The organism is Agrobacterium sp. 22-214-1 (assembly GCF_053522465.1).
The window spans coordinates 134613-159002 of the sequence record NZ_JBNWCK010000001.1; the positions used below are offsets into that span (position 1 = coordinate 134613).

The window sequence follows — 24390 nt, forward strand, 5'->3', positions numbered from 1 at the left end:
TTAAGAGCGACCCGCAAACCGGGTCTACGAGGCGGTCCTTGAAACCGCACCATGAACAGGAACAATACCATGCTTGAAATCATCGACCTGCACGCGAAGATCGCCGATACCGAAACCGAGATCATCAAGGGTCTCAACCTGAAGGTTGCCGCCGGTGAGGTTGCTGCCATCATGGGGCCGAACGGTTCCGGCAAGTCGACGCTGTCCTATATCCTGTCGGGCCGTGAGGACTACGAAGTCACCTCCGGTGACATTCTCTATAACGGCGAAAGCATTCTGGAACTGGATGCCGCCGAGCGCGCCGCCAAGGGCATCTTCCTTGCCTTCCAGTATCCGGTCGAAATTCCCGGTGTCGCCACCATGCAGTTCCTGAAGGTTGCGATGAACGAGCAGCGCAAGGCGCGCGGCGAGTCCGAACTGACGACGCCGGACTTCATCCGCCGTGTCAAGGAAGCGGCCGGCGATCTGAAGATCGACATGGAGATGCTGAAGCGTCCGCTCAACGTCGGCTTCTCCGGCGGTGAGAAGAAGCGCGCCGAAATCCTGCAGATGGCGCTTCTGGAGCCGAAACTCTGCGTTCTCGACGAAACCGACAGCGGTCTCGATATCGACGCCCTGAAGATCGTGGCTGACGGCGTTAACGCGCTGAAGTCGCCGGATCGCGCCACCGTCGTCATCACCCACTATCAGCGCCTCCTCGATTACATCGTGCCGGACAGCGTGCATGTTCTCTACAAGGGCAAGATCATCCGCTCGGGTGACAAGGCTCTGGCGCTGGAACTGGAAAACAACGGTTACGCCGACATCATCGGTGAAGCGGCCTAAGTCAAAGGCCAGGAGGTGATGTCCATGAACATTCAAGCTACCAACCGGCTGACGCCAGCGGAAACCGCGCTGGTCGACGCTTACACCGCCAAGTTCAGCGAATTGCCGGGCGACGGCGCTGTTGTTGCCGCGCGTGACGTGCTGTTCGACGATCTGAAGACCGGCGGTCTTCCGACCCGTCGCATCGAGGCGTGGCACTATACCGATCTGAAAAGTCTGCTGCGCGCCGTTCCGGAAGACCGGCCCGCGCCCGTTATCGAGAAGCAGGCGCCGACGGTTGCCGGTTCTCTGGTTGCCTATCTGCAGCACGGCACGGCCGATATCGGCAAGATCGAAGACATCCGCGTGTCGCGTTTTGCCGAAAGCCTGGCCGATGGTTCCGCCGCCGCCGGTCTTGCGGAAGCCAGCAAGGATGATGCGATCGGCCGTATCAACGGCAGCTTCGTGCGTGATGGTCTGGTGCTCGATATCCCTGCCGACGCCGAGATCGAAAAGCCGATCGAATTGCAGGCGGTCCATGGCGCAGGCCAGGTTCACAGCCGCTTCCCGGTTCGTTTCGGTAAGGGTTCCAAGGCGACTGTCATCGAACGTCACCTCTCGGTGGCCTCTGATGCAGCCTTCGTTTCTTCCGTTACTGACATCGTCGTTGAAGACGGCGCGGAAGTGACCTGGATCATCCTGCAGCAACAAGGTGCAGCCGATATCCATCTTGGCCAGCTGCGCATGAAAATCGGTGCGGATGCCAAGATTCGCCTGTTCATTGTCAATGCCGGTGGCAAGCTGGTACGTCAGGAGCTGCGCATCGACGTGGAAGGTGAGGGCACTGATCTCATCGTTCGCGGCGTCAACCTTCTGGGTGGCGAAACCCATACCGACGTGACGATGGTTCTCGGCCACAACGTGCCGAACACGACCTCGACGGAAGTATTCCGCAACGTGGTGTTCGACCGTGCAAAGGGCATTTTCCAGGGCATGATCCGGGTGGCGCCCGATGCCCAGAAGACCGATGCGAAGATGGCGTGCAATACGCTGCTGATGTCCGACGATGGCGAGTTCTCGGCAAAGCCTGAACTGGAAATCTTTGCCGATGACGTTCAGTGCGGCCATGGTGCGACGGTTGCCGATATCAGCGACAACCATCTCTATTACCTGATGGCGCGCGGCGTGCCGCGGGCGAAGGCACGGGCGATGCTCGTCAACGCCTTCGTCGCCGAGATCGTCGAGGAACTGGAAGAAGAAAATCTGGTAGAGGCGCTGGAGACGATCATCTCCGGCTGGCTGGAACATCATGCCTGAGAGCGAACGCGCCGCATTGGCGGCCCCTTATGACATCGAAGCCGTGCGGAAGGATTTCCCGATCCTGTCGCGCGAGGTCTATGGCAAGCCGCTGGTCTATCTCGACAACGGCGCGTCCGCTCAAAAACCGCAGGTGGTGATCGACGCCGTTTCGCATGCCTATGCCAATGAGTATGCGAATGTGCATCGCGGCCTGCATTTCCTCTCCAATGCCGCAACCGACGCCTATGAGGCGGCGCGCGAAAAGGTGCGCCGTTTCCTGAACGCCGGTTCGGTGGACGAGATTGTCTTCACCAAATCCTCAACGGAAGCGATCAATACGGTCGCTTACGGTTATGGCATGCCGAAGATCGGCGAGGGCGACGAGATCGTCATTTCGATCATGGAGCATCATTCCAACATCGTGCCGTGGCACTTCATCCGCGAGCGGCAGGGCGCCAAGCTCGTCTGGGTGCCTGTGGACGATGACGGCGCGTTCCACATCGAGGCTTTCGAAAAGAGCCTGACGGAGCGCACCAAGCTCGTTGCCATCACCCATATGTCGAATGCGCTCGGCACCATCGTGCCGGTGAAGGAAATTTGCCGCATTGCGCATGAGCGCGGCATTCCGGTGTTGGTCGATGGTTCGCAGGGCGCGGTTCACATGCCGGTCGATGTGCGCGATATCGATTGCGACTGGTATGTGATGACCGGCCACAAGCTTTACGGTCCCTCGGGCATCGGCGTGCTCTATGGCAAGGCTGACCGCTTGCGCGAGATGCGGCCGTTCCAGGGCGGCGGCGAGATGATCCTCGACGTTAGCGAAGACAATGTGACTTATAACGAACCGCCGCACCGTTTCGAAGCCGGTACGCCGCCCATCGTGCAGGCCATCGGCCTCGGTTACGCGCTCGACTACATGGACAATCTCGGCCGCGCCGCGATTGCCGCGCATGAGGCCGATCTTGCCGCTTACGCTGCCGAGCGTCTGCGAGAGATCAATTCGCTGCGCATCATCGGCAATGCACCCGACAAGGGCGGCATCTTCTCCTTCGAGCTTGAGGGCATTCACGCCCATGATGTTTCGATGGTGATCGACCGGCGCGGCGTTGCCGTGCGTGCGGGCACCCATTGCGCCATGCCGCTCTTGAAACGCTTCGGCGTCACCTCCACATGCCGGGCATCGTTCGGCCTTTACAATACCCGCGCCGAAGTAGACTCTCTTGTCGAGGCGCTGGAATATGCGCGCAAATTTTTCGCCTGATATCGGAATAAGAGATCAGGATTGAGGTTTAAGACCATGACTGCCGAAGCCACTGCAAAGACCCAGGATGCGACCGAAGCTCAGGAAAAGGTTTCGACCATTCCGCCGGATGAGCTGGCACGCCTCAGCGACGACGTGATTGCGGCGCTGAAGACCGTCTACGACCCGGAAATTCCGGCCGATATCTTCGAACTCGGCCTCGTCTACAAGATCGACATCGAGGACGACCGGATGGTCAAGATCGTCATGACGCTGACGGCGCCCGGTTGCCCGGTGGCCGGTGAAATGCCGGGCTGGGTGGAAAATGCCGTGGGCGCCGTCGAGGGTGTTTCCGGTGTCGTGGTCGAAATGACGTTCGATCCGCCATGGACGCCGGACCGCATGTCGGAAGAAGCACAGGTCGCTGTCGGCTGGTACTGACGTGATTTTGACGGGTGTCATCCCTTGATGACACTCTCAGGCGCTATTAGATTGAAATCCATAAGCATCGAGCCTTGAACTCGGTTGTCGAAGGAGAAATGAGCCCATGGGCTTTGCGATCATGACCATGACCGGAGCTGCCGCCTCGCGCGTTAAAGCAATCGTCGAAAATTCCGGACCGGATGCCAGGGGCGTGCGCGTCGGCATCAAGAAGGGCGGCTGCGCGGGCATGGAATATACCATCGACCTCGTGACCGAGCCGGATGCGAAGGACGATCTGGTCGAATTCGAAGGGGCAAAGGTCTGGGTTCAGCCTTCCGCCGTGCTTTATCTGCTCGGCACCCAGATGGATTTCGAAGTGACCAAGATGCGCTCCGGTTTCACCTTCAACAATCCGAACCAGACATCCGCCTGCGGCTGCGGTGAATCGGTCGAGCTGAAGCCGGCCGATCTGGCGGCGCTGGCAAAGCAGCGTGAGGCAGAGGCCAACGTTTGATTGGTTACGCTATCTCTGCGATGGAGAGACAGACCTTTCTTATGCACACAGCGCTCCCACAAACGCGACGTCATCCTCGGGCTTGACCCGAGGATCCATCCCCGTCAAATCGCTTGAGACGTTTGTAGATCCTCGGGTCAAGCCCGAGGATGACGGATGAGAGGTTTCAGATTCTTTTTCCGCAAACTGCGCCCCACGTAAATCAGCTTTCGAAGGATCATGACTGCTGTTTCAGCGTATCGATAAAATCCGCCAGCGGATGAATCGATGGTGTCGTTGTCAAAAGCGGCTCGAGAGCCGCCGCGATCTTCCCGCAATCCTCCCCGGCAAGTGATCGAAGACTTGAGCTGACTCTGTTGTAGTCGGGCGTTCCGCGTGACGCGAGGGAGCGATTGATCACAAACAGCTCCGTCTGTCCGTCAATCCGTTCGACGAAGAGGGCGAGCGAACCGCCGTCTGCGGCAGCGGCGCTGTCCGATACCGATTTGAACATCCAAACTCCATCCGGTAAACTCGAGGGCGAGCCTATCCGATTGACGCTCTGACGCAAGATCAGCAAGGATATCGGGTATTCTGCGAGGTTTGGCGGGAGGGAAGGAACCGCCTGCCGCCCATGCTGGAAGGCGTTTCGGACCGCCGGCGGGATTGATCGTGGGGAGTGGAGCGGAATGGACATCAGCAGCGCCTCGATTGATATCTGGACGATAGGGCTGATCGTCGCCAGCGTCGTGGCTGGCCTGACGCTGATTGCCGGTATTGTTTGCCTTGCGTTTTACTGGGAGGAGATAAAGGGATCTGCGGCATCCAAGGGTGACGCGTTGAATAGTCCCGCGCTCGAACGGACCGAGGGTGGAGACTGGCCGACAGTGCATGGTGACGGGAGTGGGGGAGCCCATCATTGAACAGGCAGACGATTTGATGAGGTCGCAACCCGATAATATCGCGAATGCGAAAGCCGCGGTGCGAGAGGCATTCGCGGGTGTTACGCTGGGCGGCGGCGTCGGCCTTTCCGAAGCGCAGGCGCTTGACGACTATGCGAGCCATGACGTCCGCGCCGCATGTCGCGCTGGCGATGAGAAGAGTGATTGGGCCGCGATCCCGCTGAAGGACCTCAACAGACATTCCGGCAGCCCTGCCTTCCTTGATGCTGAAGGAATGCGATTTCATCTGCCGTCCTATATGATCGCCGATCTCGATGGCGACTATAGGCACGAATTCGCACCCTATTTGCGCGGATGCCAGGAGAAATTTTCCTTACTGACCCCTTTGCAACGGAATGCCGTGGAAATGTATCTCCGCGCCATCAGTGAGAAGGAAAACCTGCCGTCCTGTCAGGACGACATAGAGCGCGCGCTCGAAGAGTGGGTGGATAGTGCACGCTACCCGGTGAGCGATTAAAAGCGGATCGGGTCAATCCCCGGCAAGAGGTTGTTACATAACGCCGGTTGCGGTTTGAACGCCGGCTTTCATTCATGCCGCAAGGCTTCTATCGGGCTCAGGCTCGCCGCCCGCCGTGCCGGGAAATAGCCGAAAATCACCCCGATGGCCGCCGAAAAGGCGAAGGCGAGGAAGATGATCGACGGGCTGGTGACGAAGGGCACGTTGAGATAACCGACGACGGCATAAGCGAGGCCGAGGCCGGTGAGGATGCCGACAAGGCCGCCAAAGGCCGACAGCATGACGGCTTCCACCAGAAACTGCGTCAGTACCTGTTTTTCCAGTGCGCCGATGGCAAGGCGGATGCCGATCTCGCGGGTGCGTTCCGTCACCGAAACCAGCATAATGTTCATGATGCCGATGCCGCCGACCAGAAGGCTGACGGCCGCGACCGCGCCGAGAAGCCCGGTCAGCAGCGTCGTCGTGCCGGTCATGGCCGAGGCGATCTGTGTCATGTCGTTGACGGTGAAATCATCCTCGCGGCCGATGCCGATGCGGCGGCGCTCGCGCAGCAGGTTCTGCAGGTCGCTCTGCACCTTGGCAGTCGAAACGCCATCCTGCGCCGAGACCATGATCGAGGAAATGGTAGTGGTGCCGCCGATGCGCCGCTGGTGGATTTTCAGCGGCATGATGATCGTGTCGTCCTGATCGTCGCCGAGGCCGGACTGGCCTTTCCTGCCCAGCACACCGATGACGGGGCAGGAGATATTGCTGACGCGGATCGTCTGCCCCACCGGGTTTTCCGCACCGAACAGTTCCTGCCGCACCGTTTCGCCGATGATGCAGCCTATCTGGCCGCCGCGATCTTCGGCGGGCTGGAAATCGCGGCCGAGCGCGATCGTCCAGTCCTGCGCGATCAGGTAATCGTTGGTGGTGCCGATGACGCTTGTCTGGTGGTTCTTGCCGCCGAAAATGACGGTTGCAGCGGAGCTGCGGTTCTGCGGTGCGACGGCGCGGATGCCCGATATCTGATTGCGGATGGCCTCGACATCGCGGTCATCGAAGCGCTTGGCTTCGGTGCTGGCCCTTCCGGGGCCGAACTGGCCGGGGCGTACGAACAGCATGTTGGTGCCGAGCCGCGACAGTTCCGATTTCACCTGTTCCGTCGTGCCGTTGCCGATGGTGACCATGGCGATGACGGCGGCCACACCGATGACGACGCCGAGCACGGTGAGGAAGGAGCGCAGCAGGTTGCGGCTGATGGCGCGCAGCGCAAGACGCGACGTTTCAAAGAACATCGGCGGTCTCCTTTTTGTCCGTTGCGCTGTCTGAAGCGAGGTGGCCGTCAACGAAACGCAGGAGACGTCCGGCATGGGCGGCGATATCTTCTTCATGGGTAACCATGACCACCGTGATACCCCTGTCGCGGTTGAGCGCGGTAATCAGTTCCATGATTTCGATGCTGGTCTTCGTATCGAGATTGCCGGTCGGCTCGTCGGCCAGAAGCAGAGCGGGGCGGGTAACGATGGCGCGGGCAATGGCCACGCGCTGCTGCTGGCCGCCGGAAAGCTCCTGCGTGGTGTGGTCCTCGCGGCCTTTCAGGCCCACCTGCGCCAGCGCCTCCATGGCGCGCGCGCGCCGCTCCGAGGCCTTCATACCGCGATAGATCAGCGGCAGCTCGACATTTTCCACCGCCGAGGTGCGCGAGAGAAGGTTGAAGCCCTGAAACACGAAGCCCAGCATATGCCGGCGCAGCAGCGTCAGATGTTCGTTGTCGAAGCCGCTGGTCGGCACGCCCTGGAACAGATATTCGCCTGATGTCGGTACATCCAGACAGCCGATGATATTCATCGAGGTGGATTTGCCGGAGCCGGACGGCCCCATGATGGCGACGAATTCCTTCTCATGAATGGAGAGGCTGACGCCATCGAGCGCGCGGATGGTCGCTTCGCCGCGGCCATATTGCTTGACGACATCGCGGAATTCGATGAGCGGCGGCTGTTGCATGGGCTTGTCCTCCGTCAGCCGGCGTTGCGGGCCGTTGCGTCGGTAATCACCTGATCGTCGGCTTTCAACTCGCCCGATTTTACCACGGTATGCTGGCCGTCGGTGGAACCGGTTTCGATAGCGACGGAGACTGGCGCGTTGTTGCGCAACACCCAGACCGTCCTTTTGCCGGCCGCAGCCGCCTGGCCGGCATCGCGGTTCTGCGAGCGGCCCATGCGCGGCGGGCGGAACAGGCTCATCAACCCGCCGCCACGGGAGGCGGATTCGCGCGGGGGCGTATAACGAAGCGCGGAATTCGGCACCAGCAGCGTATCCTTGATCTCTTCGACGATGATATTGGCGGTCGCCGTCATGCCGGGGCGCAGCAGCAGTTCCTCATTATCGACCGTCAATATGCCCTTGTAGGTCACGACGTTGGATACGGTTTCGGAGGCGAAGCGCACGGTCTCGATCTCGGCCGGGAAGCTGCGGTCGGGATAGGCATCGACGTTAAAATTGGCCTTCTGACCGGTCTCGACCTTACCGACATCGGCCTCATCCACCGAGACCTGCAATTCCATGTGGCGCAGATCGCCGGCGATGGTGAACAGCACCGGGGCATTGAGCGAGGAGGCGACGGTGGCGCCGGGATCGACGCTGCGGGTGAGGATGACGCCATCGATGGGCGAGACGATCTTGGCCTTGCCGAGATTGACTTCGGCAAGCCTCAGATCCGCTTCCGCCGAAAGCACGGTGGCCTCATTGACTTCAAGCGTCGCGGCAGCCGCATCATGGGTGAACTGCGCGGCGTCCAGATCCTGCTGGCTGGAGACCCGGTTCTGCACCAGCGATTTCAGGCGCTCCATGGAGGTTTTGGCCGAACCGAGATCGGCGTGCGCCTTCAGCACATTGGCCTTGGCGGAGGCAAGCTTGGCGCGGGCGCTCTGTACATCGGCTTCGAGCTTGTTGGTATCCAGCTCCGCCAATACGTCTCCCGCCTTGACCGGGCTATTATAGGTGACGTTGACCTTGCGCACGGTGCCGGAGAGTTCGCTCGATATATCGACCTGATCCGTCGGCTGAACCGAGCCGGTGGAGGTGACGATGACCGAGAGATCGCCCTGACGCGCCGCTTCCGTGGTATAGCTATAGGCGACACCTGCCGCGCGTGACTGGTAATAATAACCGAGGCCCCCGCCAATCAGCACAATGGCTGCTGCGGCATAAAGATACCGACGCGACTTTTTCTTGCGGCCGTTTCTGTTCGTTCCCAGAATCTCGCGCAGATCGGGCTGGCTGTTTTCGGTATCACTGCCACTCGTATTGGCGTCATTCATTCTCGTCACCCGCAAAGTTCAAAATACCACAGAGGGTTGTCGCCGCTCTCCGGTTTGTCCGTCCATCTGTCGCCGTTGTATTCTTCTGATTGTGGGAAGTGACATAGCTTGCCCCAAGGGTGAAGTGAAAACTTGGTAATATTTATGATAGTTCTGGTCTGCTAGAGATAAATCCGGGAAGATCGATGCCATAAACGCGGCTGAGCTCTCAGCAGCGATAGTCAGGACGAAGATAGAATGAACGACAATGTGGTGAAGTTCCGCAAACCGGTGCCGCCCAAGAAGCCACGCGAACCGCTGGGGCCGAAAGCGAAGAAGGCTCTGACGATTGCGGCTGTTATCGCGTTTTTCGTGGCGGTGTGGGGGTATTTCACGTTGATGGGGCAGGGGTAGGGCGAAAGCTTCCGCCGAAGCTGGCGTTCCTGAAAGTCATTATTCCAATGACTGCGATTGGCGGGTTACTGTCCGACCCACTACTATATTCATCGCTTGGATAAGGTCGTCACGACCTCGACGCTTGCTGTGGATAATACCTGTTTGCCCAGTTAGACTATTGAGCAGCAAGCCAAAACTCTCGGCCATTAAACCAAAGGGAACCCTCCCGGATGCACGACAGAATTCAAAGCGCCATCCCCCACTTAGTTCCTGAAGTAGTTGATAAGTTGGAAGCTCTCATCATTGAGGTTGTCACAAGCATCGACGAGGGACGAGATTGCACAGAGCAGCTTGCGGCGATTAACGCGTTTTCTGGCAATCAGGATTATGACAGAGAAACGTTTTTTAAGCTCTATAGTTGGACGAGTGAACGAGATTTCGCCGAGTTGATCTCGATGGGGCCTCCTCCTGAAATTCCCGACTTAACCGTGGACGAAATTACTGCGTGCTTGGATATTGTGAAAATCGCAGATGAGCCACGCGCAAGCTTTTGCCGTCGCATTTTGGAGCAAAACTTCCCTGCCGTTGCCATCATAGACATCGTTTACGATTCAGATGATGAACAAGATAATTATACGCTTGCTAAAAAAATACTCGACCAAGCGGCCAAGCCCGACATCATGCGGCTGTAATTGTCGAACGCAGTTGTCAACGCCACAAATAGTCATTGATTGAAAAGGCGAGAGCAGTGGCGACCCCTGCAGGACTCGAACCTGCGACCTACTGCTTAGAAGGCAGTTGCTCTATCCAGTTGAGCTAAGGGGCCGTCATGCCGGGCAATCGATACTCCGGCAAAAACTTTGATCGTCGTGTTTCAGTGCGTCCAGGGCTGGGTGCGGTTGAAACGGAAATTGTCGGTGTAGGAAACCACCTTGCGGGTTGCTTCCTTCGGCTGGATGACGCGGTATTCGATACCCTTGCGCTGGGCATAGGCTTCGGCCTGTTCCTGCGTCTCGAATGTCAGCTTGAGCTGCTGCTTCATGTCGGAACTGGAGGTGTAGCCCATGATCGGATCGATCTTGCGCGGAACCTCGGCGTCGAATTCCAGAACCCAGACATTGGTCTTCGCCTTGCCGGATTGCATGGCGGTTTTTGCAGGGCGGTAAATCTTCGCAGACATGTCGAAACTGCTCCGGTTGGACAGCGGGGCGAAACGCCCCGCATTATTCATCACGTACCTGAATAGAATAACCAAATCGTGTCAGGAACGTTGAATTTGAAATGGACTGACTTCAGGTGAGAGTCAAGACGATTATCCCCTTGCCGTCCGATCGTGCGCCGCCGTTTCGAGGTTACGTTTTGCTCATCGGGGCCGTGGCTGAACAAAGATGAATTTCCCTGTTGCGGACTGCGGGTGAACCGTGTATTCCCCAGCCATCGCCTCGGCGGAGTGTAGCGCAGTCTGGTAGCGCATCTGGTTTGGGACCAGAGGGTCGGGAGTTCGAATCTCTCCACTCCGACCATTTTAAAGCAAAACATCAGCTTTCCGGCGTAACTTCTTCCAAATAGCAGTGATTTATTCCGCGGACGGCCCGGCCAGAGTGCTCTCTGCCGTGCCTATCGTCATGACATTGCCGCGCCATGCCACCGCGCTGCCGATCCAGCTTCGCGCCCAGACGACAGGCATGATCATGTCACGGGCGATCATTGCCGGCAGCGTATGGAGCGATATCGGCCAGCGGTTGAGGGCTGCAAGCGCAAGTTCCGGCACATACATGAGGGCGAGGACGGCAAAGGCGGTTATGGCGAGGTTTACATCCATCATGGCGGCGGCGGCGAGCGCGAAGAGAAGCGGGGGAAGCGCGCCGGTGAGGATTTCCGGCGCGAAATATTGCGGGAAGGTCACGCGTCGCAACCGCGCCCAGCGGGTCTGGCGCGACCAGATCTCGCCGGCATGGCGCTGGCCGAGCGGCTGTTCGAAGGGGGCGCAGACCAGATGCACCTTGCTGCCGGCGCTTCGCACCAGCTTCGTCGAAGCGGCGTCTTCGGCGATTTCAGCGGCCAGCGCGCGAATGCCGCCATTATCTTCCAGAAACGGCTTGTTCCACAACATCGACTTGCCCTGCGCGAAGCCCATGCCGATGGCTTCCGCCGCATATTGCCAGCGGCCCTGCGAGCCGTTGAGGAAGGCGCATTCCACATGCGCCCAGAAACCCGCAGGTCTTGACCCGAGCGGCGGCGAGCAGACGAGCCCGCTATCCTGCCGCCAGGCCGACATCATGGTCGCAATATAGGATTTCGGCATCAGCACGTTCGAATCGGCCAGAATCACCCATTCATGCCGGGCGGCCCGCCAGCCCTTGACGCAATTGTTCAGTTTCGGATTGGCGCTGATGCGGTCATCGCCGATGAGCAATTGCATGGAAACCGAGGGGAAGGCGGCTTGCGCTTTGCGAACCTCCTCGATCACGGGATCGAATTCATCGGCGACGCAGAACAGCAGCTCATAATCGGGCCAGTTGAGTTCGAAGGCGCGCGACAGCGTCAGGGGCGTGAAGGTCTCCACGCCACGCAGCGGGACCACGAGCGAGACAGGCGGCTTTTGCCGGACAAGATCGTTTTCCGCGTCCCGTCTCGTCAGTCGCCAGCCGGCCAGAACGATGCCGAGAAGATTAAAGCCGAGGAGCAGAATTGCGCAAAGGGCAAAGACAGTTTCCATGCTGGCCAGTTCCACTCCCAAGCTTTTGGCGGTCTGCGCGCCAATCGATTCCATGGAATTCGTCTCTGCCGATTATAACGTTTGCGTGACAGTTACATGTCATCATCGGCCGGTGTGCAGGCTGCGCCGTGCATGGAAGCGTCGCATAGGCCGCGCGCAAAAGAAAAAGCCCTCCGCATAGAAGGGCCCAATCGTCATGACGGTCGATGAATTTTAATGGACGTTCAGGATATGGGCATGACTGCTTGCGATGAGAAACGATTCCCGTGCTTTCTCGATGTCGCATCTGCCGGCGATGGCATCGAGGCAGTTCCTGCGCGCCTCTTCATATTCCGGCCCGTGTTCCTCGGGCCAACGGTACATCAGCATGTCCAGCGCCACCAGCGGGCTGTAGATTTCCACGGCGACGCACAGCGGCAGGTGGATCGCCACCGGCTTCATCCACGAGGCGTGGTGACACGGCTCCGTTCTGTTAATCAGCATGTCATTCTCCTCCCTGTTTTACCTGCCTTGAAGGCCTTTCATTCTCCCATGCGCGAAATGCCCGCCTCACGAAATGGTTCCCGATCACCTAAAATGTGATCGATCAGGGGGTTCCAATTTTCCAAGATGAATGGAAGATGAACAAATAGATGAACCGGAGATGAACAAAACCGCCCTCAGGGCGTTGTTATGTCCATAAGAAGGAGAACGCATATGTTCAATTTGTCAGGCATTCAGGAAAGCTTCTTCGGAGACCGCATGGCCGGCGTATGCCAGGCAATCACGTCGGCTCTGGCCTTCGAATCGGGTCTCGAGAAGTCGCGTATTTCGGCAACCGTCGAAAATGATGTGATCTATCTGGAAGGCACGGCCGATTCGGTCGAGGCGATCGACATCGCCATCAACCTTGCCGCTTCCATTTCCAATTGCCGGATTCTGAGCCATATCGAGCCGGTCTACTGAATATTGCGCCAGCCGGGCGAAAGCTCGTCCGGCTCATTCAGACGCAATAACGCGGCAACGTCATTTCCGGTTGCCGATTTGCGCGCTGCGAACCATATCGCCCGGCTTGATGCCATAGCGCTTCGCAGTGCCGCCATTCAGTTCAAGCACAAATTTTACTGGCCCGCGGGAGCTGATGATCGCTTCCGAATGCGGAACCGCGTTTTCGTGAATATGGGTAATGCGGCCGTCACGGCCAATGAAAAGCATGTCGAGCGGAATAAGCGTGTTCCGCATCCACATGGCGACGTCACGCGGCTCACCGAAATCGAACAGCATGCCGTTTTCAAGCGGCATGCTCTTGCGGAACATCAGGCCCTGTTCGCGCTGGGCGTTGTTCAGCGCCAGTTCGGCAGTGAAATCGTGGCTCTTTCCCCCGGCGGTTTCAATCTGCAGCGGTTCGGAGGTGAAAGTCTGCTGTTGCTGAGCCTGGGCGGCGGCGGCCAGCGTGAAAAAAAGAAGCGCCATAACGGCGCTTTTCACCATATGGGGCAGGGCGGACATCAATGCGACATCCCGATGGAAACCGGGTTGTCTGGGTGAATTTCCGCCGCCATCAGGCCCTTGTCGCCATCGCCGTAACGCACCAGCACCACCTGGCCGGGGCGAAGCTCCGTCAGGCCGAAACGGCGCAGGGTTTCCATATGCACGAAAATATCTTCCGTTCCTTCGCCGCGCGTCAGGAAGCCGAAACCCTTTGTGCGGTTGAACCATTTGACGATGGCGCGCTCAAGCCCGCTCGAAGGCGTTACCTGCACATGGGTGCGCACCGGCGGCAGCTGCGAGGGGTGAACGGCGGTCGACTGGTCCATGGACAAGATGCGGAACGCCTGGAAACCGCGGTCGCGCCGCTGGATGAGGGCGACGATGCGCGTACCTTCAAGAATTGTCTGGTAACCGTCGCGGCGCAGGCAGGAGACGTGCAGCAGCACATCCTGCGTGCCGTTGTCGGGCACGATGAAGCCGAAACCCTTGGCGACATCGAACCACTTCACGACGCCGGTAATTTCGGTCAGGTCCACGGCATCGCCCGAAAGGTCCTCGACATCGACTATCGTTTTCGATGACATCCTATCAGCCATATCCTGCCAACCCCTCGATTACGCGCCATACACCGGTCAACTGATTCCTGTGCGCCAGATTAACATCTTGGTAACGGTTTCACGCAAGCCCTAGTTTTTGATTTACGCAGCTGCTTTTATGTCGCCGTCCTTGTCCGGGGCTTGCCATCATGCGTTTAACGGCTCCGGACCCGTGTAATGGAGAGGAAGAAAATGCGGTATCTGCACACAATGGTTCGCGTCAAAGACCTTGGCGAATCACTGAAATTCTATGGCGACCTGCTGGGTCTTGAGGAAATACGCCGAATCGAGAACGAAAAAGGCCGATTCACTCTGGTGTTTCTTGCGGCGCGCGACGACATTGCTGCGGCGAAGGAAAACAAGGCGCCGTGCCTCGAACTCACCTATAACTGGGACACCGAGGATTATACCGGCGGCCGCAACTTCGGCCATCTGGCTTACGAAGTCGAGAATATCTACGATTTCTGCGCCCGGCTTCAGCAGAACGGCATCGTCATCAACCGGCCGCCGCGTGATGGGCACATGGCCTTCGTGCGCTCGCCGGATGGTATTTCCTTCGAAATTCTGCAGAAGGGCGAAAGCCTCGCACCAGCCGAACCGTGGATATCTATGCAGAATACCGGTTCCTGGTAGGGATTTTCCGGTGAGCAGCGGCATTTTCGGGTGCTCTTGCCTTGTCCCGAGGGGATGAGGCATAGTCCGCGAATCGAAACGGCCAGTCCCGTTTTGGGGAAGCACACGCGCCCGTTCCCGTGCTGCTGTTGGAAATGTAAGATACGGAGGCCACCCATGACAACTGTCGAGAGCGCGAAAGGACGTCTGGTCCGTCAGCGTCTCGTCATCGCGGTTTCGCTGCTCGGGCTTTCCGGATGCGTTTCGGCAGTGACCGACGATGAGATGGCCGCCGCGACCAAAAAGCCGGAGATTTCCGCACAACAGAAGCCGCAGACCGCCGCTTCAACTGCTGCGGCCGGCGCGCAACAGGGACATTATGTGGATCCGGCCGTGGCATCGGCGGCCGGAGCGGCCGCGCCAGCCCAGCCGCAGGCATCGGGCGGCCCGGCGCAGGCCTATGGCGCCGCCCCCGATATCGGCGGATTGACGACGCAGCCGACGGCGATCTCCGCGGGGACGACAAGCATTTATTCCACCGCATCCGCAGCAGCAGCGCCCGCAGGGGCGCCGGGCATGGCCACTGCTGCGGGCGCTTCTTCCCAGAGAATCGTTCCCGCCGTCAGCAGCGTCTATTCGGCACCGGTGCAGGCGGCGCAGCCGCAACCGGTGGCAGCGCCGGCTCAGGTCCCGACAGCCGCACAGGCGCCAGCGGAACAGCACAGCGAAAATCGTCAGCCGGCATCCGTACCCGTGCCGCAGTCGGCATCGGAACAGCTCGCGGCCGTTGCCCCGCAACCAGCCGTGGACGCCAGGGCGGCGGGCGAGGGGCAGGAAAGCGAGGGTAAGGGCGTGACGCTTGCGGCATTTTTCGCCGGTGCGGCCAAAAAGCGCCTGCCGAAAATGATTGAAAGCGGCACGGCCGGCAATACGCAGGTCGCGGCATTGCCCGGAGTTTCGGACGGGACGATGGGCATCGCCCTTTCCGGCCGCTCGATGATGTCTGACGAATTCGACGACGCCCATCTCGATGAAGAGGATGACCAGCCGACCGGCCTGATGAAGCTAGCTTCGCTCTCCGGCCTCACCCGCGTCGCCCCGAACGGGCTTTTCCTGCAGACGGACCGCGTCGAAGTCGGCTGTTTCAAGCCGGAACTGGTGCGGATGATCAAGGATGTGGAGCGCCACTATAACAGCCCGGCGATCGTCACCTCGGGCTATCGTCCGCCGAAGGGCATAAGGCAGGGCTCCAAGCATTATACCTGCGATGCCGCCGACATCCAGATCAAGGGCGTCTCCAAATGGGAGCTTGCCACCTATCTGCGTTCCCTGCCGGAACGCGGTGGCGTCGGCACCTATTGCCACACCGAATCGGTCCACATGGACACGGGTGAGCCAAGAGACTGGAACTGGCGCTGCCGCCGTACTGCCGCGCGCAAATGATCTCCTGATTGGATTTGCGGGAATATTGGATCCCATGATTTCCGGGGCTGAGACTTCGGCCTTAGGAACTATCCCGAGCGATTGAAACGATTGCCCGGTCATGCCGGGGCGTTGGCGCCGAGCCGGTGACCCGTATTGCAGCGGCTGTTCTGAAACCCGGGCTTGCGGCGGATATCGCTATTTTACGCTTGAGGACTGCGGGCGAATCTTTTCCATTCCGCCGGAGTTCGGTCACCTTCGGCACTAACTCTTTGTGAAATATCAGAAAATTGTATTTGAAGGTGGTGAGAGCGCAGGGATTCGAACCCTGGACCTACTGATTAAAAGTTACTATTGGTGGAAGCGTTTTCAAGGCCGTAGCGATGGGCCTTTGTGGGACTTTTTCTTATATATGTGGAATGCCGCCGAACCTCAACAAGAGGAAAAAATATCCACCGCTACGGGTGGATATCTCTCTCAACCGACGGATCTTCTGTTGTTGATCCACCGACTGAGTGCCTGGATCAGGAGATCGGAAATCCACATTGCGCTGGCGCCCGTCAAAAATGCCGCGGCGTGCATGGTGGCGACAGGATCTTCCGGAAGCGGCCACCCGATCTTGTAGAAATAGTGCAGTACCGTTGTGGTGAGGTAGGCGGCGGCCAGCGCGCCACAGATCGGGGAGACAAATACCTCCCGTACGGTGAAGCTTTGCCGGGACAACGCGCGAAGTAGACCGCCGGCGAAACCGGCAATCAACACGCCCAGTTTGATCCCGATCGCATCGAGGAGATCCGTGAAGTTCATTTCAGCTCCAACATCCCTGCCGCTGTCCGTTACGGTCGTTTCCTATTACCCTTTCCGCGCCTGGCCGATCGGCGGCGATCAATGCCACCAGGCCGGAAGGGGAAAGGTTATTTTTCGTCCACCCCGCGCAGTTGCTCGCAGGCATCGACTGGCAAGCCGCTACTGCGAAGGCCAAGAACGCAAAGCTCATAATCTGTTTTGGTCTGCAGGCTCGCATCGTCACCCTTTCTCTGCATCTCGGCCTTGGCGGCATTGATGGCTATCGCCGCTATGGTGAGGTCAATGCCCTGCTGCCTCGCCGCCGGCACCATGATGAGCGCTGCCACGGCATAGGTGGCGGCGACACCGGCCGCCGCTCCGCCGATCGCCACCAGCGCGGTTTTGATCTTGCTAAGCATCGCCGATACCAAGGGCGCGGCGAACCGCCGGCATGGTGGCGATCGCGTAGATCGCAAAGCCGACTATGACGGCTAACAGTGCTATCTGTACGCGCCAATCAAGCTGGAAGGCTCCCAGCTTTTCGGTGATGGTCGTGCTCGATATGCCGCCCGCGAGCAACCAGGTCCAGAAGCGGCCGGATTTGCGCACGGATTTAGCCTTCCGCTCTTCGACAGGAGGCTTGGGCGGGTCTATCTTTTCCGCCGGCACAGGGGCGGCCGCATTACCATCGACACCCGGCTCCTGCCGGGAGGGTGCAGGAGAAATAGTTGCGGGCGCATCGCCGACCGTGACAAGCCTGGCGAGATCGAGCACATGGCGTAGGCGCGCCTCCACGCGTTCCGGCTTGACCAGAGACTTGTTGAGACCGTCGCCGGCGTAATAGCTCTGACCGCGCGTCACCTGCCGGTGAGCGCCCTTCGTGTCGGAAAGCACGGGAAAGCTTGCCCACTCCTGGGCGAGCTTCAGGCCGAACTGGACGAGATTGAGCTTGCCAGAAATGAAATCGGCATAGCCCCTGCGCAGCAGCAGGTAATATCCGAGCCTGTTCTGCAGGCCGCTGGAAAAAATTGTCCTGCCATCGATGGAGGGAACCTCCTTCGCGATGCCCTGCAGGGTGTCACGCATGAACTGATAACGGCCGGCGGCGCTGGACGCCGTGTCATAGCCCCAGTTTTTTTTCACCCACGTTTTGTTTCCCCAGTCTGCCTGCGCATCGATTATGTCTCCATAGGTCATCTGGGTGAGAGGAACGCGCAGTTTTCCCTGGCGGTTTCCAAAGATCGTATCGAACCCCTTGGGCGCTTCGATATCACCGATGAAATCCAGCAGGTTCTGGGCGTGAAGAGGGACGGTGTCAGGCAGCTTGGCGGGCATGAAAATGGCTCCGGTTTTTTCAATCGAGCCATGGTAAGCGCCAGCCTGTCGGGTCAAATGCAGGTTACGAACGGGTAACAAACAGGCTACCAACAGAATCAACCATAAATTGACGTTGACCGAAATACACGGCCTTATTAGGGTGACGGCTCATTCATATGTGCCGGGGGGCAATCAGGAAATGTCACTATCGAAAAGTGTAGCTCGGAAACTTCCGGGTGGTCGAGCTATTTGGAAAGAGCGTAACGACGCCCAGGAAAGAGCCGACCGGCTTTCCAACGAACTTGAAGCGGAACGACGCACCACCGCCGCGCTGCAGAAAGAGATTGAGGAACTCAAAAACCCACCAAAACCGTTCAAGACCGTTTCGCTCATGGGGCGGGAGATGAAGATCTTCGGCCGGCGTGGAGACAGCTATTTCGACAATCTCGACGAGGCACATACCAACGACTTTCTGGCGTTCGCCGCATCGAGGCTCGATCGCAACAATGCGGTGGCCTTTGACGTCGGCTCCAATATCGGGCTCATTGCATCCACCCTTTCCGGAGCATGCAGGGAGGTGCACTCGTTCGAACCCAGCCCGACAACGCAGCCATTCCTTATGCAGACGCTGGCTGCCAACAATGCATCAAACGTCACCGTCAACCAGGTGGCGGTCGCGGCTGAGAAAGGCGAGCTCCGTTTTTTCGATGACTACAATTCGACGTCGGCAAGCCACGTCATAACCGGCGACACGCTCGGCCGGATCTCGGAAGTCGTCGTTCCTGTTACGACGATCGACGCCTACGCCGGCGAAAAGAAAATCGATCGTCTCGATTTCATGAAGATCGATATCGAGGGGTTCGAGATCGACGCGCTGCGTGGCGGGGAAAACACGATCAAAAAGTTCAAGCCCAGCGTTCTCGTGGAATTCAACTCGTTTACGATGATCGGATTCCGAAACGTAAATCCGCGCGAACTCCTCGACTATCTGCGCGGCCTTTTCCCCCACCTTTACAAATGGGAAGGTGGGCAGCCTGTCGAGCTGAAGACGGACGGCGATGCTCTGGGGTTCATTCACAACAACCTGGTGCACCACGGTTGCGTCGATGACCTTCTGGGAACCTACTCTCCGGTTTAGGAGGGAGCGCAATCGGAAAACCGTTGCGCTTCCAGGGGGCGATGGAAATTAAATGAATGCTTCCCATGCAACCGTTCGGTCAGCGGTTGCAACGACACCGATATCGATCGTGAAGTTCGCTTGGGTTTTTGCCGAAACGCGGGGAAGGTTGGTGCCGGCGGCCTGGGCGCCAGCACCCTGAAGGTCGAAAGTGACACCACGCGGAATAACGTTCATACCGTGGCTGACAGTCACGCCGGAAGATCCGTTCGGAATTGTCGCAACGCCACACCGCCGGAGACCGGTCACAAGCCCGCCGTTGGTTTCCGAAGCCAAGGCGGCGCCACCGCCGGCTCCCAGATCGATCACATCCCCGAGCCTGATGATGGCTCCAGCACCGTCTGCCTGGACGGCCGGGAAGCCGCCTGCAGACCGATTGTAAATCCCCGGCTGCAGGCGACTGATGAGCGCCTCATTGCCTGCGCCTGAGGCGATAATCGCCTGGCCGCCCGTGTTGTTTGAAACCATCGTTCCGACATGGAGCCGTGCCGTAGTTCCCAGAAGGGCGATCCCCGGGGCACTTGCCGCTACCAGCGTTGATTGCTCATGGTACATGTTAGCGATATTGCCGGTAAAACCGATGCTCTCGGGTCCAGCCACAAGGGCGCTTTCGCCATAGTCCGAGCATAGATTGTCTATGCTGGCATGGTATGTGGTCCCGGCCGGCTCGTCGCCACCATTGCCAGCAAACCAGCCGACATAAATCGCACGTTTGTAACCGTAGGCAAAAATGTTTCCGAAAATCGGGTTATCGTTGCGGCGGCTTTCGATGGCATGGCCGTTAGCAAGGATGTAGGCGGCTACCCTCGAGTCCATCGACCAGAACCGCCAGAAGTGCATGTCTGCGATCCTGACCACGTCGTATGCATTGGTGATACGAATTCCCACGCCGAGCGGCTGCCCCCGGATCCGACCGATGTTCAATTGACCAGCGCGGCCGCGCTTCCAATCGATGCCCTTCGTCGGGTTCCACATGGTCAGATCGTCGATGTCGGCCGTGCACTGGGTGAAGTCGAAATCAAAATCATGCGCGGCCGGAGCCCATCCAGCGGCCGGAGCGGGTTGCGTGCGATAGCTTCCAATTCCCTTCAGGATGATATGGGTGTTTCCAACGATGTTACCTGCGCTGTCACGACCGTTGAATTCGAAGCCTTTCCCGCCGTGGTCAAAAAAGAACCACGATCCCGGCCCCCGATCGTTAATTTCGCCAACAGTATAGTCGTTGTTCTGATGAACTTCGACGCCGCCACCGATGAGCCGGACGGGTTTCTTGTCAATATTCACGACAGGCTCGGTAAGCCGAATTTCAATGTCATCGGGGACGAGAAGGCGACGGTTGCTCTGACAGGCCTTTTCAACCGCCCGTTCCACGCCAACCTGGTCGTTGGAGGAGCCGTTTCCGGTGATCTGGTCGGTGTCCGTGATCCACATCCAGCGACGATCGCGGGTGACGAGCGGAATGGGGAACGCGTCGAAATTAAACACATCGAATGGCGCGACGGCCGCCCACGGTTCAAGCCCGGCCCGGGCCTTCGGGAGAAGGGCCACAAGCCGCAGGATCTGAAACATCCGAATGGCCGCTGGTTCACGCAGGGCGAGGCGCTGGATTGGTCCAATGACTTTGTGCGGGCGTTGACGGCAGCGAAGGCAGAGAACGCGCCAGCGGCCTTTCCTGCGGTCCCGATCATGGCACGGAAGAAAGCGCCGGCGGTCTATCCGGTTTCGAAGCTGATGGACGAATGGTTGAAAAGCCCTCGTGTCCTCTGCAAGGCGCCGGCCACGATCAAGGACTACAAGCAGAAAACCCGCGTCATCGAGAACCATGATCCGGATCTATGGGCCGCCGAAGTGTTGGCGCTGGATCAGACCATTTGTTACGGCCTCTACGAAGATCTGTGGACTTCACGCGGCCTAGCGACGGCGCGCGGCGCGCTGGTTGTGCTTGGCATGGCGATCAAATGGGGCATGCGCTCCGGTCGCCTGAAGGGATTGAGCATCAACCCGGCCCGAGATCTGGACATGCAGCAGCCCGTTCCACGGGCGCGGTTCCTCACCAAGGAGGAGTTCGATTGCCTGGTCGCGACAGCCGAAGGGGCGAAGTTTCGGCGTATTGATATCGCGGACATGCTTTTCTGCGGCGTGTGGACAAGCCAGCGCCAATACGATCGGCTTCACCTGAAGCAATCGGCCTTTCGCAACGGCCGGTTCGTTCTCCGTCAGAATAAGACGAGTGCGATCGTCAATCCTCCGGTGGCAACCCCCTATCAGGCCAGGCTGGACGCCGCCCTTGAGCGCCGGCGCGCGAATGGTGTCATCAGCCCCTATGCGCATCTGAATGAAAACACCTGGAAGCCCTGGAACGATTACACCTACCGCAACCTGTTCAGCGACATCCGGGCTGCAGCGGCAAAGAAAATCCCGACGATCAAAACCGTCATGGAAAAAGACCTGCGCGCCACGGGCGTCACATGGATGGCTCTGGCCGGCAACACCCTGCCGCAGATCTGCGCGGTTTCCGGCCACTCGCTGCAGGGCGCGCACATGATCCTGAAGCACTATCTCGCCCTCCATCCGGAGATGGCGACGACCGCGATCGGCAACCTCGTCACCTGGTACGAGGGTGGCGGAAGCTCTGACCTGGCCATTTGAAAGGAGCCACAATGCGAAACAGTGAGACTGTTAGAATTAACGGCAGATTGTACCGCAAGTTCATTCCGTTTCCCGAGGAGGTAACGGATGGCACGTTGCGTTGTATCAGGTGCGGCCAGATAGATGAAGAGGAATACCACGACAACGATATTTGTGTTGCGGCATTCCAGCCGCTCGCTGGGCTGGACGCTGGACCCGAACCAGATCTGTTGCCTTGCCCGTTTTGTGGATCTCCGAACGTTGATCCTCGTGGGTGGGCAGGGAATGAGGGTTCGCATGGGCCTGCCTGCGATGATTGTTGCGGATCTGCTCAGACGGTCGATCTCTGGAATTCAAGGCCACTCGTTCCTTTGCCGGAAGACGTTGGGGAGGTGGCCTATTGTGAGGCAGATGCCTTCAGCGATTGGTTCGGGTGCGATAGCGAAAAGCGCGCGCGCCTTACTCAGGCTTTCGAGCAGGCGATACTTGCTGAGCGCATCCGGCACGAAGCCCAGTTGAGCGCGTGCAAGGCTGCGGTCGATGGATACAACGCGGCCTTGGACCGTCGCGAGCACGGCGGTATGGCGGCCTCACAATGCGTCCAGGCTGTTGAGAAGGTTTTCTACCCCGAGAAATTTCAACCTGTCGGCGCGTTGCGCCAGGCAAACGAGGAGAAGTGCAATGTTAGACATCGATATAAACGAACGCCACAAGCGCAGCGGTCGCACCATCGACCAGGAGATCGGCGCGGCCGTGCGGGACACGCGCAAGGCGCGCGGCATGAGCCAGACCGAACTGGGCAACTACATCCACGTTACGTTTCAGCAGGTCCAGAAATACGAAAAGGGCACCAACCGCATTGCGGTCAGCACCTTTCTTGATATTTGCCGCGCACTGGACGTGCAGCCGATCGACATTCTGACCGGCCTCATAGATCCCGACCAGAAAACCGAGATGAGTGATGTGCTTCAGGAGAACCGTGACCTGAAGGATCAATTGGCGAAGGTGCGCCGGTTGGTTTCGTAGACCAATTGTTTTCCTTTGGCGGCGTGAAGGCACAGAGCCCGAAGCGCCGCCGATAAACGGAAATCCCACGTGGGACTTTTTCCGTGTCCCAAAAATCCCACGGTCGCCGGTTTTAATAGTCTGGAAGCGCTGAAAAATATGGGGGTCGGTGGTGAGAGCGCAGGGATTCGAACCCTGGACCTACTGATTAAAAGTCAGTTGCTCTACCGGCTGAGCTACGCTCTCCCGTGTCGGGGCTTGGCTGCCCTTCGGAAGTGCGCGGAACATATGTAGAGCGATCCGTTCGGTCAACCCAAAAAAAGCGGTTTCGACAATCAATCCGGTTTTTTTTGTCGCACCCCCGAAAAGGTGATTGGAGAGAGGGGGCGGCTGGGGATAAAACCGGCTTCAGACATGTCGACCGAACGGGTGAAATCCTTTTGCAGCAATGACATGCACGAAAATGAAGCGTGAAGTGCCGGCGAAGCTCGAGAATCGCGGCGACTTTGCGGAATGCGGAGTTCTTTCTTGTCGATTGCCGATATTTCCCTGTTCAGCGCGCTTCTGGCCGGCGCTCTTTCGTTTCTGTCGCCCTGCGTTCTGCCGCTGGTGCCGCCTTATCTCTGTTATATGGCGGGTGTTTCGGTCGAGCAGTTCAGGACGGAAGATACCGCGCCGCGGCCGGAGATTCGCAGGGCCGTGCTGTTTTCGGCCTTCTTCTTCACGCTCGGTTTCGCCACGGTCTTCGTGGCGCTGGGGGCCGGCGCTTCGACGATCGGCACGCTTCTGCGGCAGAATCTCGATATTCTCGCCAAGATCGGCGGTTTCATCATCATTCTGATGGGTCTGAATTTTCTCGGCGTGTTCCGCATCGGCCTGTTTTCGCGCGAGGCGCGGTTTCAGGGGGCGGGCAAGCCGGCGACGCTGTCCGGGGCCTATGTCATGGGCCTTGCCTTCGCCTTCGGCTGGACGCCCTGCATTGGCCCGGTTCTGGGGGCTATTCTCGGCGTCGCCGCCGCGCGCGATACGGTTGGCGACGGTGCGGCGCTGCTTGCGGTCTATTCTCTTGGCCTTGCGGTGCCGTTCTGGATCGCGGCGGCGTTTTCCGGCTCCTTCATGCGCTTCCTCGTCCGCTTCCGCCGCCATCTCGGCCTCGTGGAAAAGCTGCTCGGCGTATTGCTGGTGCTGACCGGTCTCGCTTTCATGTCCGGTTTTATCACCAATGTGGCGATCTGGTTCCAGGAGACCTTTCCGATCCTGATGCAAATCGGCTAAGCCTCCCGCTGGAGTTGCTTGCGGGGGA

29 protein-coding genes and 3 tRNA genes are annotated in these 24390 nt (G+C 58.9%); 17 read left to right on the forward strand and 15 right to left on the reverse strand.

The window, feature by feature from the left end:
- Window positions 1-69 precede the first annotated feature (69 nt).
- From sufC to sufA, 5 genes are all read left to right on the forward strand, one after another.
- A complete protein-coding gene (gene sufC / locus ACQZ5G_RS00695; protein ID WP_003522658.1) occupies window positions 70-825 on the forward strand; it encodes a Fe-S cluster assembly ATPase SufC in 756 nt (251 codons plus the stop codon).
- A gap of 24 nt (window positions 826-849) precedes the next feature.
- A complete protein-coding gene (sufD, locus tag ACQZ5G_RS00700; RefSeq protein ID WP_448736686.1) occupies window positions 850-2121 on the forward strand; it encodes a Fe-S cluster assembly protein SufD in 1272 nt (423 codons plus the stop codon).
- On the forward strand, window positions 2114-3364 hold the full coding sequence (locus ACQZ5G_RS00705) for a cysteine desulfurase (protein ID WP_425672459.1): 1251 nt from the start codon (window positions 2114-2116) through the stop codon (window positions 3362-3364). Before sufD ends, ACQZ5G_RS00705 begins: the two co-directional genes overlap by 8 nt.
- 36 nt (window positions 3365-3400) lie before the next feature.
- Window positions 3401-3784: an SUF system Fe-S cluster assembly protein gene (locus ACQZ5G_RS00710; protein WP_003522655.1), complete on the forward strand. Its 384-nt coding sequence runs from the start codon at window positions 3401-3403 to the stop codon at window positions 3782-3784.
- A 106-nt stretch (window positions 3785-3890) separates the two neighbouring features.
- The gene (sufA, locus tag ACQZ5G_RS00715) at window positions 3891-4280 is read left to right on the forward strand and encodes a Fe-S cluster assembly scaffold SufA (RefSeq protein WP_003495415.1); all 390 of its coding nucleotides are present in this window, start codon (window positions 3891-3893) and stop codon (window positions 4278-4280) included.
- A gap of 217 nt (window positions 4281-4497) precedes the next feature.
- Here sufA and ACQZ5G_RS00720 read toward each other — a convergent pair whose 3' ends face one another.
- Window positions 4498-4773, reverse strand: a complete 276-nt coding sequence (locus tag ACQZ5G_RS00720) for a hypothetical protein (protein ID WP_448736687.1) — start codon at window positions 4771-4773, stop codon at window positions 4498-4500.
- 175 nt (window positions 4774-4948) lie between these two features.
- Between ACQZ5G_RS00720 and ACQZ5G_RS00725 the strand changes: the two genes are divergently transcribed.
- Both ACQZ5G_RS00725 and ACQZ5G_RS00730 read left to right on the forward strand, forming a co-directional pair.
- Window positions 4949-5182, forward strand: coding sequence for a hypothetical protein (locus tag ACQZ5G_RS00725; RefSeq protein WP_269827543.1), 234 nt, complete (start codon window positions 4949-4951; stop codon window positions 5180-5182).
- Window positions 5151-5678, forward strand: coding sequence for a DUF6714 family protein (locus ACQZ5G_RS00730; RefSeq protein WP_448736688.1), 528 nt, complete (start codon window positions 5151-5153; stop codon window positions 5676-5678). Before ACQZ5G_RS00725 ends, ACQZ5G_RS00730 begins: the two co-directional genes overlap by 32 nt.
- Window positions 5679-5746: 68 nt before the next feature.
- Here the strand turns inward: ACQZ5G_RS00730 and ACQZ5G_RS00735 are convergent, their stop codons facing one another.
- The 3 genes from ACQZ5G_RS00735 to ACQZ5G_RS00745 are packed head-to-tail and all read right to left on the reverse strand — an operon-like array spanning window position 5747 to window position 8980.
- Window positions 5747-6955, reverse strand: coding sequence for an ABC transporter permease (locus ACQZ5G_RS00735; protein ID WP_065655182.1), 1209 nt, complete (start codon window positions 6953-6955; stop codon window positions 5747-5749).
- Window positions 6945-7664, reverse strand: coding sequence for an ABC transporter ATP-binding protein (locus ACQZ5G_RS00740; protein ID WP_020809904.1), 720 nt, complete (start codon window positions 7662-7664; stop codon window positions 6945-6947). The genes ACQZ5G_RS00735 and ACQZ5G_RS00740 overlap by 11 nt, the downstream gene beginning before the upstream one ends.
- A 14-nt stretch (window positions 7665-7678) precedes the next feature.
- On the reverse strand, window positions 7679-8980 hold the full coding sequence (locus ACQZ5G_RS00745; protein WP_448736689.1) for an efflux RND transporter periplasmic adaptor subunit: 1302 nt from the start codon (window positions 8978-8980) through the stop codon (window positions 7679-7681).
- Window positions 8981-9217: 237 nt separating this feature from the next.
- On the opposite strand from ACQZ5G_RS00745, the gene ACQZ5G_RS00750 reads away from it, so the two are divergent.
- Window positions 9218-9373 carry a hypothetical protein gene (locus tag ACQZ5G_RS00750; protein ID WP_080707327.1) on the forward strand — a complete coding sequence of 52 codons (156 nt, stop codon included), beginning with the start codon at window positions 9218-9220 and terminating at the stop codon, window positions 9371-9373.
- Between the two features lie 212 nt (window positions 9374-9585).
- Window positions 9586-10047 (forward strand): hypothetical protein, encoded by a 462-nt coding sequence (locus tag ACQZ5G_RS00755; protein ID WP_269827546.1) that lies wholly within the window; start codon window positions 9586-9588, stop codon window positions 10045-10047.
- A gap of 57 nt (window positions 10048-10104) precedes the next feature.
- Here the strand turns inward: ACQZ5G_RS00755 and ACQZ5G_RS00760 are convergent.
- Window positions 10105-10181, reverse strand: a tRNA-Arg gene (locus ACQZ5G_RS00760).
- Between the two features lie 48 nt (window positions 10182-10229).
- Window positions 10230-10535 (reverse strand): ETC complex I subunit, encoded by a 306-nt coding sequence (locus tag ACQZ5G_RS00765; protein WP_003507982.1) that lies wholly within the window; start codon window positions 10533-10535, stop codon window positions 10230-10232.
- Between the two features lie 266 nt (window positions 10536-10801).
- Between ACQZ5G_RS00765 and ACQZ5G_RS00770 the strand changes: the two genes are divergently transcribed.
- Window positions 10802-10878, forward strand: a tRNA-Pro gene (locus ACQZ5G_RS00770).
- Between the two features lie 53 nt (window positions 10879-10931).
- Here ACQZ5G_RS00770 and ACQZ5G_RS00775 read toward each other — a convergent pair.
- Window positions 10932-12074, reverse strand: coding sequence for a ceramide glucosyltransferase (locus ACQZ5G_RS00775; RefSeq protein WP_448737061.1), 1143 nt, complete (start codon window positions 12072-12074; stop codon window positions 10932-10934).
- A gap of 213 nt (window positions 12075-12287) precedes the next feature.
- Window positions 12288-12557: a DUF982 domain-containing protein gene (locus ACQZ5G_RS00780; protein ID WP_003522644.1), complete on the reverse strand. Its 270-nt coding sequence runs from the start codon at window positions 12555-12557 to the stop codon at window positions 12288-12290.
- Between the two features lie 213 nt (window positions 12558-12770).
- On the opposite strand from ACQZ5G_RS00780, the gene ACQZ5G_RS00785 reads away from it, so the two are divergent.
- Window positions 12771-13019 carry a BON domain-containing protein gene (locus tag ACQZ5G_RS00785; RefSeq protein ID WP_003522642.1) on the forward strand — a complete coding sequence of 83 codons (249 nt, stop codon included), beginning with the start codon at window positions 12771-12773 and terminating at the stop codon, window positions 13017-13019.
- A 60-nt stretch (window positions 13020-13079) separates the two neighbouring features.
- On the opposite strand, the gene ACQZ5G_RS00790 is transcribed toward ACQZ5G_RS00785, so the two are convergent.
- On the reverse strand, window positions 13080-13562 hold the full coding sequence (locus tag ACQZ5G_RS00790) for a DUF192 domain-containing protein (protein ID WP_059760314.1): 483 nt from the start codon (window positions 13560-13562) through the stop codon (window positions 13080-13082).
- The gene (locus ACQZ5G_RS00795; protein WP_004442353.1) at window positions 13562-14140 is read right to left on the reverse strand and encodes a cold-shock protein; all 579 of its coding nucleotides are present in this window, start codon (window positions 14138-14140) and stop codon (window positions 13562-13564) included. The genes ACQZ5G_RS00790 and ACQZ5G_RS00795 overlap by 1 nt, the downstream gene beginning before the upstream one ends.
- A gap of 192 nt (window positions 14141-14332) precedes the next feature.
- On the opposite strand from ACQZ5G_RS00795, the gene ACQZ5G_RS00800 reads away from it, so the two are divergent.
- Together ACQZ5G_RS00800 and ACQZ5G_RS00805 are read left to right on the forward strand one after the other, a co-directional pair.
- Window positions 14333-14773 (forward strand): VOC family protein, encoded by a 441-nt coding sequence (locus ACQZ5G_RS00800; protein WP_448736690.1) that lies wholly within the window; start codon window positions 14333-14335, stop codon window positions 14771-14773.
- 156 nt (window positions 14774-14929) lie between these two features.
- Complete coding sequence (locus ACQZ5G_RS00805; protein WP_448736691.1) at window positions 14930-16195, forward strand: D-Ala-D-Ala carboxypeptidase family metallohydrolase; 1266 nt, start codon at window positions 14930-14932, stop codon at window positions 16193-16195.
- A gap of 456 nt (window positions 16196-16651) precedes the next feature.
- Here ACQZ5G_RS00805 and ACQZ5G_RS00810 read toward each other — a convergent pair whose 3' ends face one another.
- From ACQZ5G_RS00810 to ACQZ5G_RS00820, 3 genes are all read right to left on the reverse strand, one after another.
- Complete coding sequence (locus ACQZ5G_RS00810) at window positions 16652-16981, reverse strand: hypothetical protein (protein ID WP_448736692.1); 330 nt, start codon at window positions 16979-16981, stop codon at window positions 16652-16654.
- Between the two features lie 107 nt (window positions 16982-17088).
- Window positions 17089-17379 (reverse strand): hypothetical protein, encoded by a 291-nt coding sequence (locus ACQZ5G_RS00815; RefSeq protein WP_448736693.1) that lies wholly within the window; start codon window positions 17377-17379, stop codon window positions 17089-17091.
- On the reverse strand, window positions 17372-18295 hold the full coding sequence (locus ACQZ5G_RS00820; protein WP_448736694.1) for a hypothetical protein: 924 nt from the start codon (window positions 18293-18295) through the stop codon (window positions 17372-17374). Before ACQZ5G_RS00820 ends, ACQZ5G_RS00815 begins: the two co-directional genes overlap by 8 nt.
- 181 nt (window positions 18296-18476) lie before the next feature.
- Here ACQZ5G_RS00820 and ACQZ5G_RS00825 point away from each other — a divergent pair, with 181 nt between their 5' ends.
- Window positions 18477-19415, forward strand: a complete 939-nt coding sequence (locus tag ACQZ5G_RS00825) for an FkbM family methyltransferase (protein ID WP_448736695.1) — start codon at window positions 18477-18479, stop codon at window positions 19413-19415.
- Window positions 19416-19463: 48 nt separating this feature from the next.
- On the opposite strand, the gene ACQZ5G_RS00830 is transcribed toward ACQZ5G_RS00825, so the two are convergent.
- Entirely contained in the window at window positions 19464-20738 is a 1275-nt protein-coding gene (locus ACQZ5G_RS00830) for a hypothetical protein (protein WP_448736696.1), read from the reverse strand.
- Here ACQZ5G_RS00830 and ACQZ5G_RS00835 point away from each other — a divergent pair.
- Window positions 20685-22103 (forward strand): hypothetical protein, encoded by a 1419-nt coding sequence (locus tag ACQZ5G_RS00835; RefSeq protein ID WP_448736697.1) that lies wholly within the window; start codon window positions 20685-20687, stop codon window positions 22101-22103. The two genes, ACQZ5G_RS00830 and ACQZ5G_RS00835, sit on opposite strands and share 54 nt — an antisense overlap.
- A 660-nt stretch (window positions 22104-22763) precedes the next feature.
- The gene (locus ACQZ5G_RS00840; RefSeq protein ID WP_448736698.1) at window positions 22764-23108 is read left to right on the forward strand and encodes a helix-turn-helix domain-containing protein; all 345 of its coding nucleotides are present in this window, start codon (window positions 22764-22766) and stop codon (window positions 23106-23108) included.
- A 149-nt stretch (window positions 23109-23257) separates the two neighbouring features.
- Here the strand turns inward: ACQZ5G_RS00840 and ACQZ5G_RS00845 are convergent.
- Window positions 23258-23333: transfer RNA gene (locus ACQZ5G_RS00845), tRNA-Lys, on the reverse strand.
- Window positions 23334-23615: 282 nt separating this feature from the next.
- Between ACQZ5G_RS00845 and ACQZ5G_RS00850 the strand changes: the two genes are divergently transcribed.
- A complete protein-coding gene (locus tag ACQZ5G_RS00850; protein WP_003523449.1) occupies window positions 23616-24362 on the forward strand; it encodes a cytochrome c biogenesis CcdA family protein in 747 nt (248 codons plus the stop codon).
- The last annotated feature ends 28 nt before the right edge of the window (window positions 24363-24390 follow it).